The 17,336-nt window shown below is 59.4% G+C and carries 17 protein-coding genes and 2 tRNA genes; 13 read left to right on the plus strand and 6 right to left on the minus strand.

Going from position 1 to position 17,336, the window contains the following annotated elements:
• Positions 1 to 52: 52 nt before the first annotated feature.
• From QSJ80_RS07900 to nadA, 7 genes are all read left to right on the plus strand, one after another.
• On the plus strand, positions 53 to 532 hold the full coding sequence (locus QSJ80_RS07900; protein WP_285763890.1) for an OmpA family protein: 480 nt from the start codon (positions 53 to 55) through the stop codon (positions 530 to 532).
• Between the two features lie 7 nt (positions 533 to 539).
• On the plus strand, positions 540 to 1,355 hold the full coding sequence (ybgF, locus tag QSJ80_RS07905; RefSeq protein WP_285763891.1) for a tol-pal system protein YbgF: 816 nt from the start codon (positions 540 to 542) through the stop codon (positions 1,353 to 1,355).
• Between the two features lie 128 nt (positions 1,356 to 1,483).
• Entirely contained in the window at positions 1,484 to 2,143 is a 660-nt protein-coding gene (gene queE, locus QSJ80_RS07910; RefSeq protein ID WP_285763892.1) for a 7-carboxy-7-deazaguanine synthase QueE, read from the plus strand.
• Positions 2,136 to 2,807, plus strand: a complete 672-nt coding sequence (queC, locus tag QSJ80_RS07915) for a 7-cyano-7-deazaguanine synthase QueC (protein WP_285763893.1) — start codon at positions 2,136 to 2,138, stop codon at positions 2,805 to 2,807. The genes queE and queC overlap by 8 nt, the downstream gene beginning before the upstream one ends.
• 127 nt (positions 2,808 to 2,934) lie before the next feature.
• Positions 2,935 to 3,010: transfer RNA gene (locus QSJ80_RS07920), tRNA-Lys, on the plus strand.
• Between the two features lie 58 nt (positions 3,011 to 3,068).
• Positions 3,069 to 3,144 (plus strand) — tRNA-Lys (locus QSJ80_RS07925).
• Between the two features lie 214 nt (positions 3,145 to 3,358).
• Positions 3,359 to 4,447 (plus strand): quinolinate synthase NadA, encoded by a 1,089-nt coding sequence (nadA, locus tag QSJ80_RS07930; RefSeq protein ID WP_285763894.1) that lies wholly within the window; start codon positions 3,359 to 3,361, stop codon positions 4,445 to 4,447.
• 51 nt (positions 4,448 to 4,498) lie between these two features.
• Here nadA and QSJ80_RS07935 read toward each other — a convergent pair whose 3' ends face one another.
• Complete coding sequence (locus tag QSJ80_RS07935) at positions 4,499 to 5,983, minus strand: M48 family metalloprotease (RefSeq protein ID WP_285763895.1); 1,485 nt, start codon at positions 5,981 to 5,983, stop codon at positions 4,499 to 4,501.
• A gap of 254 nt (positions 5,984 to 6,237) precedes the next feature.
• Here QSJ80_RS07935 and QSJ80_RS07940 point away from each other — a divergent pair, with 254 nt between their 5' ends.
• The 6 genes from QSJ80_RS07940 to QSJ80_RS07965 all read left to right on the plus strand — a co-directional run bounded on the left by QSJ80_RS07940 (position 6,238) and on the right by QSJ80_RS07965 (position 13,318).
• Positions 6,238 to 6,477, plus strand: coding sequence for a sulfurtransferase TusA family protein (locus tag QSJ80_RS07940; protein WP_285763896.1), 240 nt, complete (start codon positions 6,238 to 6,240; stop codon positions 6,475 to 6,477).
• Positions 6,478 to 6,509: 32 nt separating this feature from the next.
• The gene (locus tag QSJ80_RS07945) at positions 6,510 to 7,583 is read left to right on the plus strand and encodes an AI-2E family transporter (protein ID WP_285763897.1); all 1,074 of its coding nucleotides are present in this window, start codon (positions 6,510 to 6,512) and stop codon (positions 7,581 to 7,583) included.
• Between the two features lie 414 nt (positions 7,584 to 7,997).
• Positions 7,998 to 10,649, plus strand: coding sequence for a pyruvate dehydrogenase (acetyl-transferring), homodimeric type (aceE, locus tag QSJ80_RS07950; RefSeq protein ID WP_285763898.1), 2,652 nt, complete (start codon positions 7,998 to 8,000; stop codon positions 10,647 to 10,649).
• Between the two features lie 14 nt (positions 10,650 to 10,663).
• Positions 10,664 to 12,313: a dihydrolipoyllysine-residue acetyltransferase gene (gene aceF, locus QSJ80_RS07955; RefSeq protein WP_285763899.1), complete on the plus strand. Its 1,650-nt coding sequence runs from the start codon at positions 10,664 to 10,666 to the stop codon at positions 12,311 to 12,313.
• A gap of 117 nt (positions 12,314 to 12,430) precedes the next feature.
• Complete coding sequence (locus QSJ80_RS07960; protein ID WP_285763900.1) at positions 12,431 to 12,799, plus strand: hypothetical protein; 369 nt, start codon at positions 12,431 to 12,433, stop codon at positions 12,797 to 12,799.
• 102 nt (positions 12,800 to 12,901) lie between these two features.
• Complete coding sequence (locus tag QSJ80_RS07965; RefSeq protein ID WP_285763901.1) at positions 12,902 to 13,318, plus strand: hypothetical protein; 417 nt, start codon at positions 12,902 to 12,904, stop codon at positions 13,316 to 13,318.
• 35 nt (positions 13,319 to 13,353) lie between these two features.
• On the opposite strand, the gene minE is transcribed toward QSJ80_RS07965, so the two are convergent.
• From minE to QSJ80_RS07990, 5 genes are all read right to left on the minus strand, one after another.
• Complete coding sequence (gene minE / locus QSJ80_RS07970) at positions 13,354 to 13,599, minus strand: cell division topological specificity factor MinE (protein WP_285763902.1); 246 nt, start codon at positions 13,597 to 13,599, stop codon at positions 13,354 to 13,356.
• 3 nt (positions 13,600 to 13,602) lie between these two features.
• Positions 13,603 to 14,409: a septum site-determining protein MinD gene (minD, locus tag QSJ80_RS07975; protein WP_285763903.1), complete on the minus strand. Its 807-nt coding sequence runs from the start codon at positions 14,407 to 14,409 to the stop codon at positions 13,603 to 13,605.
• A 19-nt stretch (positions 14,410 to 14,428) separates the two neighbouring features.
• Positions 14,429 to 15,124, minus strand: a complete 696-nt coding sequence (minC, locus tag QSJ80_RS07980; RefSeq protein WP_285763904.1) for a septum site-determining protein MinC — start codon at positions 15,122 to 15,124, stop codon at positions 14,429 to 14,431.
• Positions 15,125 to 15,218: 94 nt separating this feature from the next.
• The gene (locus QSJ80_RS07985; RefSeq protein ID WP_285763905.1) at positions 15,219 to 16,187 is read right to left on the minus strand and encodes a class I SAM-dependent methyltransferase; all 969 of its coding nucleotides are present in this window, start codon (positions 16,185 to 16,187) and stop codon (positions 15,219 to 15,221) included.
• Positions 16,188 to 16,352: 165 nt separating this feature from the next.
• Positions 16,353 to 17,291, minus strand: a complete 939-nt coding sequence (locus tag QSJ80_RS07990) for a class I SAM-dependent methyltransferase (protein WP_285763906.1) — start codon at positions 17,289 to 17,291, stop codon at positions 16,353 to 16,355.
• Between the last annotated feature and the right edge of the window lie 45 nt (positions 17,292 to 17,336).

The following is a 17,336-nucleotide window of genomic DNA, read 5'->3' on the forward strand; positions in this document are numbered from 1 at the left end:
AAAAATAGCGGTTAAAAACCGCGGATTTCTTACTCACTAGCAGGAGTTGCTCATGTTGAAATCTGTTAAAAATGGGGTGGGCCTGGCTGCACTGGTAGCCGTACTTGCCGGTTGTTCTTCTACTGACACCCAGAATACCAGCGAGTCTGCGCTGAATGCTGGCAGTACTGTGACCCCGGAAGTTACTACTCCGGTAGAGCAGGAAGTTGTAAGCCTGGAAAACGTAATCTACTTCGACTTCGACAAGTCGCTGCTGCGTCCTGAAGTTCGCTCCCTGCTGGTTCAGCACGCTGAGCAGCTGAAGGCCAACCCTTCCGCTCTGCGTCTGGAAGGTCACGCTTCTGAAGAAGGTACCCGTGAGTACAACCTGGCCCTGGGCGAGCGTCGTGCTAACGCGGTTCGCGACTTCCTGATCATGCAGGGCGTTGATGCGTCCAGCCTGGAAGTGATCAGCTACGGTGAAGAGCAGCCGGCCGTTCTCGGCAGCGACGAATCTGCTCGTTCCCAGAACCGTCGCGTAGTACTTAACTAATCCCCGGATGGTTATTCGTACTACTCTGGCCGCAGCCTTTATGGCTGCGGTTTCCCAGGTTTCCGCGCAGGCGCCGATCGTAGAGATCTCAGGCGATGCTGCGCAGTCACGTGTCGCTGTTGCCCGGGTAACGCCCCGGCAAAGCGATCCCCAGCCCCAACCTCAGGCTGCCGCCAATGGTGAAGCCTATTACCAGATGCAGGTATTGCAGCAGGAAGTGCTGCAGCTGCGCGGTATGGTGGAGGAGCTGGCGCATGAGGTGAAGCGCCTGAAGCAGCAGCGCCTCGACGATTATATGGATCTGGACCGCCGCATCGCGCGTCTGTCGGGCGAGGCCCCCAGGTCTGCGCCCGATGGGGCCGCTGCCCCGGCTGCTGGTGGTTCTGCCAGCGTTCAGCCGGTAACGCCGCCGGCACAGGTTCGCCCGCAGCCACAACAGCCGGCAGCCAATGCCGGCGATGAGCGTGAGCGTTACCAGGCGAGCTTCAAGCTTGCCCGCAGTGGCGATTACCTGCAGGCCACGGATTCCTTCAAGCAGTTCCTGCAGGATTTCCCCAGTGGCCAGTTTGCACCGAATGCCAACTACTGGCTCGGTGAGATTGCGCTGGTCGAGGGCGATCTGGAAGAGGCCCGCAAATGGTTTGCGGTACTGGTCGATGAGTTTCCGTCGTCCAGCAAGGCCTGGGATGGTCGCTACAAGCTGGGTACCGTGTACCACCAGCTTGGCGATAAGGACAAGGCCCGCCAGTATCTGCAGGCCGTTGCCGATGCCAATGTGCGCGCGTCCCTGCTGGCGAAAAAGTACCTGCAGGACAACCTCTAAAGGCAAACCGGACTGGCGTAATCAGTCGGAAAGCTCTAGTATCTCGCGCCCGGTGGAGTTGCCTCCCCCGGGCGTTTTGCATTCCGGGGTGAGCAAATCCCGACTGACCCAGCTGCTATACCATCTATATGACTGACCTGACGACAGAGACACTGCGGATCACCGAGATCTTCTACTCCCTGCAGGGGGAGGCGAGGGAGGCGGGCATACCGACAACCTTCGTACGCTTGACCGGCTGTCCACTGCGCTGCGTATACTGCGATTCCGAGTATGCGTTCTACGGCGGCGACAAGCTGTCCCTCGCCCGGATTCTCGAAGAGGTGGGCAAGTACCCGGCGCGCCACGTATGCGTGTCCGGTGGCGAGCCGCTGGCGCAGCCAAACTGCCTGCATCTGCTGACAGCGTTGTGCGACGCCGGTTATCAGGTGTCACTGGAGACCAGTGGCGCCATGCCCCTGGGCCAGGTAGACGCGCGTGTGTCGCGGGTGATGGACCTGAAGACGCCGGGCTCCGGCGAGGTTGCCCGTAACCGCATGGAGAATATTCCGCTGCTGAATGCACGCGACCAGGTCAAGTTCGTGATCTGCAGCCGCGAGGATTACGAGTGGGCCCGCTTTACCCTGGACCAGCACCAGTTGACGGAGCGGGCGGGCGAAGTACTGTTTTCGCCGTCCTACGAGCAGGTGGCGCCGAAAGACCTGGCGGAATGGATACTGGCTGACGGCCTGCCGGTACGCATGCAGGTCCAGTTGCACAAGTTACTTTGGGGAGACAAACCGGGTGTCTAGGAAGGCGGTTGTACTTTTATCGGGCGGGCTGGATTCCGCCACGGCGCTGGCAATGGCCAGGGATGAGGGTTTTGAGTGCTATACCCTCAGCTTTGATTACGGCCAGCGTCACCGCGCTGAACTGCTGGCCTCAGAGCGGGTCAGTGCAGCACACGGAGCCGCAGCGCACAAGGTTGTGAAACTGGATCTGCGCACCATCGGCGGCTCCGCGCTCACAGATGACGCTATCGACGTCCCCGAGGAGGAAACCCAGGGTATCCCGGTGACCTATGTGCCGGCACGCAACACGGTTTTCCTGTCCATCGCGCTGGGCTGGGCCGAGGTGCTGGGCGCACAGGATATCTTTGTGGGGGTCAATGCGGTGGACTATTCCGGCTATCCGGACTGCCGTCCCGCATACATCGACGCGTTCGAACGTATGGCCAACCTTGCTACCAAAGCGGGCGTGGAGGGTAATAAGCTGTCGATTCGCGCGCCACTAATGGATATGACCAAGGCCGAGATCGTCGAGCGGGGTACGGAGCTTGGCGTAGACTACGCCCTCACCGTGTCCTGCTACCAGGCCGATGAGGCCGGCGCGGCTTGCGGCCGTTGCGACAGCTGTCGTCTGCGCGCGGAAGGCTTTGCCCAGGCCGGCCTGGCGGATCCAACCGTCTACGCTTGAAGGCAGGGGTAAATTCGGGGGCGGCGTCAAAAATACAAGGCGAACGTAACCCCTTAGATTCATTGAAAAAAACGGATTAAAGCACTTGTGTTTTGAATTTAGATCCGTACTATATGCGCCTCGTTCAGGGTCGTTAGCTCAGTTGGTAGAGCAGTTGGCTTTTAACCAATTGGTCGCTGGTTCGAATCCAGCACGACCCACCATATTTCGGGCATTCGCGTTGCGGGTCCCAGTGGTGGAAAACATCACAAAATCTCTACCGGGTCGTTAGCTCAGTTGGTAGAGCAGTTGGCTTTTAACCAATTGGTCGCTGGTTCGAATCCAGCACGACCCACCATACAAAGAAAACCACCCTCCGGGTGGTTTTTTTGTATGTGCGCCTGCTGGATTCGAACTCTCTAGTTCGGCCAATCGCGCCTCCCTCCAAACCGAACCCAAGGTCACACTAGAATGCAAAGAGGGTGTTTCCGGTATAATGCGCGACCAAACGAGGCCCCTCAGTACCAATCAAGGCGGGGCAGGTCGGACGCACATACGGACGGGTAGCAGTTATGTCTGAAAAAATTGTGGAAACCGGGCAGGTATCCAGCGCCACCACCGACGCGGTGGACCGCGCGCTGGTGCGTGCATTCCTGGCGGAGCGCGAGCATCACGAGCACTCCGAGGAGCAGCTGCTGGCGTGGAAGAATCGCATCAAGCAGTTGCTGGAGCAGCAGAATGCGGTTCTCGTAGCACATTACTACACGGACCCGCTGATCCAGTCCCTGGCCGAGGAGACTGGTGGCTGCGTTTCCGACTCTCTGGAAATGGCCCGCTTTGGCGCGCAGCACAAAGCCGAGACCCTGATCGTCGCGGGCGTAAAGTTCATGGGGGAGACCGCCAAGATCCTCACCCCGGACAAGCGCGTGCTGATGCCGACTCTGGAGGCTACCTGTTCCCTGGATATCGGCTGCCCGATCGACGAATTCTCCGCATTCTGTGACGCGCACCCGGATCGTACTGTGGTGGTTTACGCCAATACCTCGGCTGCCGTGAAGGCGCGTGCAGACTGGGTTGTGACCTCCAGTATTGCGCTCGATGTGGTGGACCATCTAGACAGTCAGGGCGAGAAAATCCTGTGGGCGCCGGACAAGCACCTCGGCGGCTATGTGCAGCGTGAAACGGGCGCAGACGTCCTGCTTTGGGACGGTTCCTGTATCGTGCACGAGGAGTTCAAGGCCAAGGGTGTGGCGGATCTCAAGGCGCTGTACCCGGAGGCGCTGGTGCTGGTACACCCGGAATCTCCGGTGGCGGTGGTGGAACTGGCTGATGTGGTCGGTTCCACCTCGCAGCTGATCAACGCAGCCAAGAACAGCCCGAACAAGCAATTTATCGTGGCCACAGACCAGGGCATCTTTTACAAGATGCAGCAACTGTGTCCGGACAAGGAATTCATCGTGGCGCCGACCGCCGGTGCCGGTGCAACCTGCCGCAGCTGCGCCAATTGCCCGTGGATGGCGATGAATGCGCTGGAAAACCTGTGCGCGGTGCTGGAGCCGGGCGGAGCCGAGGGTCATGAAATCTTTGTCGACCCGGAGCTGGGCAAGCGGGCCATGAAGCCGTTGCAACGGATGCTCGATTTCAGAAAACCACTGGATTAAAAAAATAACCCCGGCATGCCGGGGTTATTTTTTATCTGGTCAAAGCGCTATTTAAAGCTCTTTGGCATCCTGCTGCATGGCCATCACATCCTTGAGGCGCTGCTGCAGGATGGCGTGGGTCTGGTAATCGTTCTGCGCGAGGCGCAGGCCGTGACGCAGGTGTTGCTGGGCCTTGTCAAAAACGCCGTTGAGGATGTAGTACTCGGCGCGTGCCTCGTGCACACCGACGATATCACCGGCCAGGCCATGGGTTTCCGCCAGCAGGTACCAGATGGCAGGGTCTTTCTTGCGCACACGGCTCTGCCGTTCGAGGATGCGCTCCGCAGCCAGGTAGTTGCCCGCCTTGAAGTGGGTGTTGGCAAGGCCCATGGTCAGCGGGTAGTTGCCGGGATTGAGCTTGAGGGTTTCCTGGATCCTTTCAATTGCGCCGATAAAGTCTTCGCGCACGGCGTCAATTTCCGCCTGAGCCAGCACGAAGGGTACGTAATAGGGCTCTTTTTCCAGCAGCGGCGCGAGGGTCTCCTCCGCGTCGTCCGCCCTGCGGGCCTTGGCCTGGGCCAGGGCCAGACCATAGCGCGCGGCCTCTTCGGAAACCGTCACCCCCTGCAGCTCCGCCTGGAAACGTTTGATGGCCTGCTGCGGGGTTTTTTCAGCGGCAACACGAATACGGGCGCGCATTAGCTGGTATTCCCGGTCCTCAGGGTAATGGTGCGCAGTGTCCATGCGGTTCGCGCGCAATTTCGCATCGGCAATACGGGATTCTGTCACCGGGTGGGTCAGCAGGAATTCCGGCGGCCGGCGATAGTAACGCGTGGCTTTGAGCATCTGCTCGAACATCTCCCCGGCGGCACGCGGATCCTTGCCCGCCTTGGCCAGGGTTTCGATACCGACCCGGTCTGCTTCCTGCTCATTCTGGCGGCTGAAACGCAGGCGATTGTCCAGTGCCGCGGCCTGGGTTGCGGTCATGGCCGCTAGGCCGGCATCACCGCCGGCCGTGGCTGCCAGTACAAGGCTGGCCAGCATGCCGGCGAGGGTGGGCAGGGTAGAATTTTTCTGCGCTTCCAGCGCGCGGGCGTAGTGGCGCTGGCTGAGGTGCGCGAGTTCGTGGGTGAGGACCGAGGCAAACTGGTGCTCATCTTCGGCGAACAGGAACAGCCCGGTATGGACCCCGACAACGCCGCCGGGTACGGCAAACGCATTCATGGTGGGGTTTTCCACCACCACGATATCGAGCTTCTTGTCTGCCAGTGGGCTGTGCTGGGCCAGTTCAGCCATGGTGCGTTCGACGTAGTCCTGCAGCAGAGCATCGTTGCTGGTGGGCACCTGGCTGCGAAACATGCGCAGCCACATCTGGCCGAGCATCTTCTCCCGGGCGGGGGAAACCAGGCCGCTGCTGGCATCGCCAAGGGCGGGCAGCTTGATGTCCTGGGCGTAACTGGTGCTTACTGACGCAGTGGTCAGTAGCAATGCGCACACGCCACTGAGGACGCTGGTAATCAGCCCGGAGCGACGGGGCTTGCCGGTGATACTGCTCATTTATTCAACCTTGCTTTGCAATGCGGCACCTGAATCCGTTTCGCGCTGGAATCGCGGCACTTCATTTTTTCTGGGTTCCCCTTCTTTTTACACGCTCGGCCTGCGTTTGTCTGCCTTGCCGGACTGACTTTCTGTTAGAACCCGGCAGCGGGAAAAGGTTCTGTCGCGCTGGTCGACCGGCCGGTATACTTGGGTCAAAATCACGCCGGGCGTTGTTCGCCGGGCCAGGCAGGATCCCCCGGCAGGCAAAAACGATGCAACCTATCCGCACTCTGGAAGTTGATGCCCGCGGGCTCGCCTGCCCGATGCCGCTGCTGCAAATGCGGCGGGCGCTGGCCGGGCTGCAGCCGGGTGAACGGGTGCATGTACTGGCGACGGATCCGGGGTCCTGGCGCGATTTTCACAGTTTTGCCGAATTGAGTGGCAACCGCCTGCTGTCTGCGCGGGAGCGGGGCGGTGAATATGAATACCTGCTTGAAAAAGCAGGCGTCTGATACGGGGTTTTGGGGCAGTGAAAAGGCATACGATGTTAGCCATTGTCAGGAATTGGGTCGACAGGCACTTCGGTCGTGAAGAGGCCGTGCTGCTGGTCGCGTTGCTGCTGTTGGGGCTGTTGCTGCTGGCAACCCTTGGCGATGTACTGGCGCCGGCGCTGGCCGCGATCGTGATCGCTTTCCTGCTGCAGGGTATGGTGGACCGCCTCAACAGCTGGCGCGTGCCCAACTGGCTGTCCGTGACTATCGCCTGCCTGGTGTTGGTCGGCACCATCGTGACGCTGCTGTTCTTTATCATGCCAATCATCTGGCGCCAGCTGGTGCGCCTGTTCAACGAAATCCCCAATATGCTGGCGCAGGGACAGGAATACCTGATGCTGCTGCCGGAGAAATATCCGACCCTGGTGACCGCCAAGCAGGTGGATGACATGGTGGATATGATCGGCGCAGAACTGGGTTCCTTTGGTCAGTCGATCCTGACGTTTTCCCTAACCAACCTGCCCGTACTGGCTGCCGTGCTGATTTATGCGGTGGTGGTGCCGATCCTGGTGTTCTTCTTCCTCAAGGATTCACGCAAGATCCTCGACTGGTTTCGCGGCTTCCTGCCCAAGGACCGGCCCATGCTGAGCCAGATCTGGGGCGAGATGAACCAGCAGGTGGCCAACTATGTCCGCGGCAAGGTGGTGGAGATCCTGATCGTGACCGCGGTCAGTCTTGTGACTTTTATGGCGCTTGGGGTCAATTATGCCCTGCTGCTGGCGGTCGCCGTGGGCCTCAGTGTACTGATCCCCTACATTGGCGCCGCGGTGGTGACCATTCCGGTGGCCGCGATTGGCCTGTTCCAGTGGGGCTGGAGTGGCGAGTTTCTCACCCTGATGGTGGCGTACGGCGTTATCCAGGTGCTGGACGGCAATGTGCTGGTGCCGCTGCTGTTCTCGGAGGCGGTCAACCTGCATCCGGTCGCAATCATTATGGCGGTGCTGGTGTTTGGCGGCATCTGGGGCTTCTGGGGGGTCTTTTTTGCCATCCCGCTGGCCACCCTGATCAAGGCCATCATCAATGCCTGGCCCACCGCGAAGAAAGTCGAGGCGCTGGAAAAGGCCTGACCCATAACGAAAATTTATGGTTGGCACGGTCGTGCAAGGCGTATTTCGGCCTGTAACCCAGCGACATCGGCCAGTGATGGATAGTCCGAAAGTTTCGCTTGAAACGAAATAGATTTCTCCAAATTATGGCTGTGGCTCAATACGCATCCTAACTAGAAAATAATTTGTAGTAATACTACAATCTGCCACCGTTCCGCGTTGTGGGGATGGGAGCTGCTCATTTTGGGGGGAGCACAGCTTTACGCGGGTACATCCGGAAACTTCGGACACCCTGTATATCGGGGTGGATAGGGCGCCTTAGGTGGCAGCCCGGTCTGGAGTTGGGGGATGCTGCCCTATACTTTTCTCCGTTATTTGCTACCCCGCCCATATCTCCTGTCGCCCAACGCCGTATTTCTCTCCGAGGAGCATTTGATGCACGACGATATAGATAACCTCGAAATGCAGGAGTGGCTCGACGCCCTCCAGTCCGTCATTCGCCACAGCGGCAAGGAAAGGGCGACGGAGCTGATCAAGGCACTTTCAGACCGGGCGACGGACGCAGGCGTCAGTTTGCCGGCGGCAATCACCACCCCGTACCGCAACACGATTCCAGTGAATGCGGAAAAGCGCATGCCGGGCGACCTGTTCATGGAACGCCGTATTCGCTCCCTGATCCGCTGGAACGCACTGGCGATGGTGGTGCGGGCCAACCAGAATGCCGATGGCATCGGTGGCCACATTTCTTCTTTCTCCTCGGCAGCCACGCTGTACGACGTTGCCTTCAACTATTTCTTCCGCGGCAATGACGGCGAGGAGAACGGCGACCTGGTGTTCTTCCAGGGTCACAGCTCTCCGGGCATCTATGCGCGTTCCTACCTGGAAGGCCGCCTCGACGAGGAGAAGCTGGACAACTACCGCCGCGAAGTTGGCGGCAATGGCCTGTCCTCCTACCCGCACCCGTGGCTGATGCCGGATTACTGGCAGTTCCCGACCGTATCCATGGGCCTGGGCCCGATCCAGGCCATCTACCAGGCGCACATCATGCGCTACATGTCCGCCCGCGACCTGTCGCCGCGCGGCAACCGCAAGGTCTGGGCGTTCCTCGGTGACGGTGAGTGTGACGAGCCGGAATCCCTCGGCGCGATTTCCCTCGCCGGTCGCGAGGGCCTGGAAAACCTTATCTTCGTGGTCAACTGCAACCTGCAGCGCCTGGACGGCCCGGTGCGCGGCAACGGCAAGATCGTGCAGGAGCTGGAAGGTGTATTCCGCGGTGCCGGCTGGAACGTGATCAAGGTGCTGTGGGGCCGCCATTGGGACGCCCTGCTGGAGAAAGATACCTCCGGCATGCTGCAGAAGCGCATGGACGAAGTCTGCGACGGCGAACTGCAGAATTACAAGGCCAACGGTGGCGCCTATACCCGCGAGCACTTCTTCGGCAAATACCCGGAGACGGCAGAGCTGGTCAAGGACATGACCGATGACGAGATCTTTGCCCTGAACCGCGGCGGCCACGACCCGTACAAGGTGTACGCGGCCTACGCAGCGGCGATGGAGCACAAGGGCCAGCCGACCGTGATCCTGGCACAGACCGTAAAAGGCTACGGCCTGGGTGCTGCCGGCGAAGCGGCCAACGACACCCACTCCGTCAAGAAGCTGGACCTGGAGAGCCTGAAAGGCTTCCGCGACCGTTTCGCGATTCCGCTAACGGACAAGGAGCTGGAAGAGGTTCCTTACTACCGCCCGAGCCCGGACAGCCCGGAAATGAAATACATGCGCGAGCGTCGCGAGCAGCTGTATGGCTTCGTACCGTCGCGCAAGACCAACTTCCCGGCACTGGAAATCCCCGGCCTCGACGCCTTCAGTGCCCTGACCAAGGGCTCCGGTGAGCGCGAGCAGTCCACCACCATGGCGTTTGTGCGTGCGCTGTCTGTGCTGGTGAAAGACAAGAAGATGGGCAAGAATGTCGTGCCTATTGTGCCGGATGAAGCGCGTACCTTCGGTATGGAAGGTATGTTCCGCCAGCTCGGCATCTACTCCTCCCAGGGCCAGAAGTACACGCCGGAAGATCACGGCGAGATCATGTACTACAAGGAAGACAAGAAAGGCCAGATCCTCGAGGAAGGGATCAACGAGGCCGGTGCAATGTCTGCCTGGATGGCTCTGGCGACTGCCTACAGCAACTACAACGTGCCGATGGTGCCGTTCTACATCTACTACTCGATGTTCGGCTTCCAGCGTATCGGTGACCTGGCCTGGGCCGCCGGTGATATGCAGGCGCGCGGTTTCCTGATTGGCGCCACCGCCGGCCGTACCACCCTCAACGGTGAGGGCCTGCAGCACCAGGATGGCCACAGTCACCTGCTGGCATCCACTATTCCGAACTGTCATCCGTACGACCCGGCATACGGCTACGAGCTGGCTGTGATCATGCAGCACGGCCTCAAGCGCATGTACGAGGACAAGGAAAACTGCTTCTACTACGTCACCGTAGAGAACGAGAACTACGTTCAGCCTGAAATGCCCAAGGGCGTGGAAGAGGGTATCGTTCGCGGTATCTACAAGCTGAAAGCCGCCAAGCCGAAGGCCAAGAAGCATGTACAGCTGATTGGTGGCGGTGCCATCCTGCGTGAAGTGATCGCCGCAGCAGAAATCCTGGAGAAGGAATTCGATGTGGCTTCCGACATCTGGAGCCTCACCTCCGCGGTTGAAGCCGGTCGTGAAGCGGGCGATGTAGCGCGCTGGAATATGCTGCACCCGGAAGAGACCCCGCGCAAGTCCTGGATCGAGGAGCAGTTTGCCGGCAACGAGTCGCCGGTAGTGGCCTCTACTGACTACATGCGTTCTTACGTTGACCCGCTGCGCAACTTCATCGACGGCGATCTCACCGTGCTGGGTACCGACGGCTTTGGCCGCAGTGACACCCGCGCAAGCCTGCGCCGCTTCTTCGAAGTGGATCGCAACTACGTTGCGGTGGCAGCGCTGGCCGGCCTTGCCAGCCAGGGCAAGATCAAGCCTGCCGAGGTCACTGAAGCGATCAAGCGCCTTGGCGTTGATCCTGAAAAACTCAACCCGCGGTTCTGCTAAGGAGAGACACGTTTATGGCCATTGAAGTCATTAAGGTGCCTGATCTCGGCGGCGCCGACCAGGTAGATGTAATCGAGCTTTCCGTTGCCGTCGGCGATACCGTCGAGGCCGAGGACGGTCTGATCGTGGTGGAGGGCGACAAGGCCTCCATGGATATCCCGGCACCGGTGGGCGGCAAGATCGTCAAGCTGACCGTTGCCGAGGGTGACAAGGTCTCCGAAGGCGCCGTGATTGCCGAGATCGAGACTGGCGCCGCAGCTGCAGAAGCACCTGAGGAAGCTGCGCCAGCCAAAGAAGAGCCCGCCGCACCGGCCCAAGAGCCGGCTGCAGCGGAACCTGCTGCCGCGCCGGCCGCAAGCGGTGCCCCGGTAGAGGAAAACGTGGTGTTCCCGGACCTCGGCGGTGCCGACAATGTCGACGTGATCGAGGTTTGCGTACAGCCTGGCGATGAAGTTGCGGAAGGCGACTCCATTGTGGTCCTGGAAACGGACAAAGCCTCCATGGATGTGCCGGCGCCGAAAGCTGGCAAGATCGTTTCCCTGGCGGTCAAGGAAGGCGACAAGGTTTCTGCCGGCGATGCCATGATGGTGCTATCTGTTGTTGCCGGTGAAGCCGCACCAGCGGCCGCGCCTGCTCCTGCGGCAGCGGCGCCTGCGCCGGCCAAGGCAGAGCCTGCACCCGCACCTGCGGCGCCGGCCCCGTCCGAGACACCGCAAACGCCCGCGCGTGACCACAGTGTTGAGCGTGGCCACACCCCGGCTGCAGAAGTCTACGCCGGCCCGGCCGTGCGCAAGCTGGCGCGTGAGCTGGGCGTGACCCTGAACCGGGTCAAGCCGAGCGGCCCGCGCGGTCGTGTCACCAAGGACGACCTGCACCTGTACATTCGCGAGCAGGTGAAGAAGGCGGAAACCGGTGCGGCGGTTGGTGCCGGCCTGCCGAAGGTGCCGGAGATCGACTTCAGCCAGTGGGGCCCGGTCGAACTCGAGCCGATGAGCAAGATCAAGAAGATCACCGCGGCCAACATGTCCCGTGCCTGGCTCAACGTGCCGCACGTGACCCAGTTCGACGATGCCGATATCACCGAGCTGGAATCCTTCCGCAAGTCCATGAAGGCCGAAGGCGAGAAGCGCGGCACCAAGCTGACCCCGGTACCGTTCCTGCTCAAGGCGGCGGCCGCAGCGCTGCGCCGCGAGCCGAGCTTCAATGTGTCCCTGCATGCGGATGGTGAGCACATAGTGCACAAGGACTACGTCCACATCGGTATGGCAGTGGATACCCCGAACGGCCTGATGGTTCCGGTTATCCGCGACGTGGACAAGAAAGGCCTGTGGGAACTGGCGGCGGAAAGCGCCGAAATGGCGAAGAAGGCCCGTGATGGCAAGCTGCAACCACGCGATATGCAGGGCGCATGCTTCACCATCTCCAGCCTCGGTGCCATGGGCGGTAAGGGCTTCACGCCGATCGTGAATACCCCGGAAGTGGGTATCCTCGGTGTGTCCAAGCTGAGCATGCAGCCAGTCTGGAACGGCAAGGAGTTTGAGCCTCGCCAGATGCTGCCGCTGGCCCTGTCCTATGATCACCGCGCCATCAATGGCGGTGACGCGGGGCGCTTCATGACCTATCTGGTCGCCGTTCTGGGCGACATCCGCCAGCTGCTGCTCTAAGCGAGTCTGGCCAGCGGGCGCCCCGTACCGGGGCGCCCGTATTCATTTTTGATCCCGTCGAATCCCCCTTCCGGCCTGATGTCTACACTATCCGTATCAGTCAGGGAGGATTGTGCAATGGGGATCAGGGGCATTTTCGCCGCGCTGCTGGCGGCCAGTCTGCTGGCAGGGTGCGGCATGGGGACTTATCAGGAGCCGGTGGTGCAGCCGGTCAGTGAACCGATACCTCGTCCGCCGGCACCCGCACCGGTACCAAACCCGCCGCCGAATCCCGACGCAGAGCCGGCCACCTCCGAAATGAATACGCCGCAGCCGCCGGTTTCCAGCAACCCGGATACCTCGGCCACTACGTCTCCGCCCAAGCCGACCTATATCAGTGATGCCTGTCCGGCGGATTCAGAGGAACTGGCACCGGGTTCGAGTTGCCCCGAGGGCGCGCGCTGCTTCAAGCGCAGCGGCAAAATGTGCATGTATTACGACGACTGATTCCCGTTTTGCAAGCCCGGGTGGATTTTCACGCAATCCACCCGTGGCGCGTGAAATAACAACTACACTCTTTCTCGGGTACAAAACAAATAGGGGAAGGGGATGAAACCATTCACCGGTTCGCTATCCAGATTCGTCGCGCGGCTTCGTCTTGCAGTCCTGGCAACTGCCGGAGCCCTGTTCCTTGGCGCCTGTAGCATGTACACGCCGATCAATGGCGAGCGTCCACAGGAGTCCGGCTGGAATGACTTTTACTACGACCTCAGTGGTCTGCCGGCGGAAGAGCGGCCGGAGTTCCCGCGGGTCTGCTACAACGGCGATACCGTGGTCAGCTCGGCGGCGGAGTGCTTCAGTGGGGACAATGCCTGTTACCAGACCGATGATGGGCAGTGGTGTACCGGCGAGCGCTCAACCCGTTGCCCGGCGGGCAGTGACCCGATTGCGCCGGATGAAATTTGTCCGGACGGGGCCGTTTGCTGGGTGGAGACGCAGGGCCTCCATTGTATGTCCGATAGTTGAGAAAGTAGCGGGCGCAATGCGCCCGCTACTTTATGTTACTCAGGAAGGGTAACCGTCAGCTCCAGTACGGAAACGTCGCCATCCTGCAGGTCTACCTGGACCTGGTCCACGTCGACTGAAACATACTTGCGGATCACCTCCACCAGCTCGCGCTGCATCTGCGGCAGGTAGTCGGGCTGGTTGCGGCTTTTGCGTTCGTGCGCAACGATGAGTTTCAGGCGGTCACGCGCGACCGAAGCGCTGCCTGGCTTTTCGTTGCGAAAATAGTCAATGATGCCCACGTATCAGCCCCCGAATACCCGCTTGAAAAATCCTTTTTTCTCGGCTTCCAGGAAACGGTACTCGACCTTTTCCCCGAGGAAGCGCTCGATTGCATCCATGTAAGCCATGCCGGCAGTGCTGTCTTCGTCCATAACAACGGGGATACCGCGGTTGGAAGCATTCAACACTGACTCGGATTCCGGGATCACACCCAGCAGCGGTACCGCCAGGATCTCTTCTACATCCTCGACCGTCAGCATATCGCCGTTCTCGACCCGCTCAGGGTTGTAGCGGGTCAGCAGCAGGTGCTCTTTGACGCTCTCTCCCTGTTCTGCTTTCAGTGACTTGCTCTGCAGGACGCCCAGGATACGGTCGGAATCGCGTACGGAGGCGATCTCCGGGTTGGTTACCACAATAGCCTCGTCGGCATAGTAGAGCGCCATCTGCGCGCCCTGTTCAATACCGGCAGGGGAGTCACAGAGGATGTAATCGAAATCCTGCTTGAGCTCGTCCAGTACCTTCTGCACGCCTTCCTGGGTGAGGGCGTCCTTGTCGCGGGTCTGGGACGCCGGCAGGATATACAGGTTGTCGAAGCGCTTGTCCTTGATCAGGGCCTGCTTCAGGTTGGCTTCACCATTGATCACGTTGATGAAATCGTAAACAACGCGGCGTTCACAACCCATGATCAGGTCCAGGTTGCGCAGGCCCACGTCAAAGTCGATCAGAACGGTCTTGAAGCCTTTCATCGCAAGGCCGGTACCAATGGCGGCGCTGGAGGTGGTCTTGCCGACGCCCCCTTTACCAGACGTAACAACAACTATCTTGGCCAATTTTGAATTCCTGCAAAAATTATAATTTTTGGATACGCAAGGCATCATCTTCCAGTGATACCTGAATACTATTACCCCAGAAGCGTTTGGGGAAGTCATCGCTCAGCTTGTAGCAGCCGGCGATGGAAATCAGTTCAGCCAGCAGTGCGCGACAGAAAATACGTGCGTCCTGATTGCCGCTGGCGCCGGCAATGGCCCTTCCGGCCAGGCGGCCGTAAACATGGATATTGCCATCGGCGATTATTTCGGCTCCCGGGCTTACCGAGGCGGTTACGATCAGGTCTGCATCGCGGGCGTAGATTTGCTGGCCGGAGCGCACCGGCTTGTCCACAACCATGGTGCTGCCCTGTTGGGATTCTGGTGCTTCTTCAGTTTTCTTCGCGCCGGAGTCATGCTCGCCGGCAGGACGGTGCTTGCCGAGATGAACATGCGCAAGCTGTGCGTCGCTGATTGCAGAGGCAAGGGCGTCCGGCGCTTTTACGCCGATCGGTCGAATACCGTGTTCACGGCAGGCGTTTAGGAGGCCTTCGAGGTCGATGCCGTCGACATCGCTGGCGTGCTCGAGGCTCACCACTACCGGCGCTTGCGCCAGGAATGCGGCATTTTTCGCGGTCGACTTCTGCAGTTCCGTGGCGAGGGTGTGCGGCTCAAATTCCTGAAGCTCGAGAATCGTCAGGGGGACAAGACTGCCTTTGAATTTGAAGGGGGTTCCCATTTGATGACACCGCAATGAAATACCCACATACGATACCACTTGTGGTGTCTGCTGCCCACGTAAAACCCGTGCGAGAGGCTGGTTCCAATTTCTGTTACGCGCGGTCGGTGGTCCGTTCGATTTCGACCTGCCAGGCTGCGGCTTCGTTGTGCTCTGTGAACAGGAATGGTTCGAAGCTGTATGAAAAATCGCCAGGCAAGAGGTCGTCCAGCAATGTGAGGTCTTGCTCATCGAGGGCCGCCGTCATCATCGAGCGGTTACGCCCGGCAAATGACTTGAGCTCCAGCTTCAGCCCGTCGAACCAGTTGAAGATACTTGCAGGGTCATAGTTGGGTATGCGCTGGAACATATACGCCATATCCCGCGCAACCTGCTGCAGCAAGCCACCGGCAGCATGGGGGCCCTGCTTTGCAAGAATGCTTTTCAGCTCTTCGATAGCTGGTGCCATGGTTTTATTGGCTTTCTTCACCAGCGCGCGGTTGCCGCCGGACAGACTCTTGAAGCCGTACTCAAATGCCTTCCGAGCTTGTCTAAGGCAGCTGCCCTGCAACAGCGCGAGGATCGCCGCAAGGCTCTGCTGGCTTTCCTGGTAAATCAGCCCGTCGGCCTTGTGCATCAGTGCTACCAGTTTGCCGCTGGGCTTCAGCGCCATTGCAACCAGGGGCAAAGTATCTTTACCCGCGTACTCAATCCCGAACTGGCTGATGATCAGGTCGCAGCTGTTTTCCGGCAGAGGTAGTTGGTGCGCGCTGGCCTGAACGCAGTGGGCGTGGAGTTGGTTGTGCTTCAGCTTTTTTAATGCAAACCCGGAATAGTCGATCAAAACCAGGTCGGGCTTGAGAGAGGGCGGCGCGGCGTGTTGCAACAGCGGGGAGTCGTCCCCGCAACAGATATCGGCCCAAACCGGTGTGGCGCTGCTAGTCGATGGAGTTGCGGCAATTTGCTGTGCCCAGAATCTTGCCAGGGCAGGATCCGACACGCCGCTCTGAGGTGGTTGGCCACCGCTTGCGGCAAGGCCACGCCAGTAGTGATCCCAATCGGTGCGGTGATCGAGTACCGGCATGATGGGTTAGTCTCCTCGCAATTGGTACGGAACTACAGTGTGCGCTATCGGGCAGCCGACCCGAATTAGGGGGGGGGCGCAAGTATCAAAATAGTAGTTGTTAGCCGATTGTCAGAGGAGGTAATTCACCGGAAAGGAACGCCGAATTACGCCAGTTGTCGCAGATTATTGATCGTCTCGTTTAGATGGAACTTTTGCGCCAAGTAGCCAGCCAATAAGGCCCTGCTCATTATTCAGCTCTGACATGGTTACACCCTCAAAACCGGCTGCCCTGAAAATACCTTCAAATTGGGCCGGGTCGGACACTGCCGCCGCGACCATATCCTGCAGACGACTCCGGGCAGCGACAAGCTCGGCGGCCCTGCTGTCGATTTCAATGAAAAGGGTCTTTGAGTCCCCGGTCTTTATTTTTCTTGCAAGGGCTGAGATGTCGGCCTGTACCTCCCGGGCCAGCGGCATGGTGCCAAACTGTTGTCTGAGGCTGTTGATGCCATGATTCAGCTGGGCGCCAACTTGCCGAAGTTGGTCAGCCTTACCTTGATAATGTTCGATGTATTTTTTGAGCACGGGATATACCTGCGCTGTATCCAATACATAACGGTAGATTTCCAGCTCCGAACGGGAGCTTTTTAGCAGGTTTGAGTCAGCATGATGAATGACGGCCTGGAATGAACCACCCGGTTTCAGAATCCGATAAATTTCTTTTGCTGAGCGCTCCAGGTTGCTGTACTCCACACCATACTGGCTTGTTACCAGTGCAAAGTAGTCATCTTCGAAGGGCAGCTCTTCGCACGGGGTCTCACTGAGAAACTGAACGGCGCTGCGCGCTGGGGAGTTCGACTCGGTGACACCGGCAGATATTGTGGATGCATCCGCCCCATAAACTGAGAATCCTTTCCTGAGCTCCAGCGAGTAGTCTGCGGCAAGGACAGCAATTGCACCGTTACCTGTGGCAACGTCGAGAATGCGCGAGCCATCAGCCAGCAGAGAGAATTGCTCCTGCCAGAATGACTTTAAGCTTCCCGAGTAGTTGTTTTTCAGGCTGCTTCCGAAAGTCGTGATGTAGCCCTGTTCCCAGAATTTGCTCCAGTGCTCGTGACTCACTTCGAGACTCCAGACGTTTTACTTAAATAAAAAAAGGGCCAGCAA

The sequence above is a fragment of the Biformimicrobium ophioploci genome, from assembly GCF_030270605.1.
Taxonomy (GTDB): Bacteria; Pseudomonadota; Gammaproteobacteria; order Pseudomonadales; family Cellvibrionaceae; genus Biformimicrobium; species Biformimicrobium ophioploci.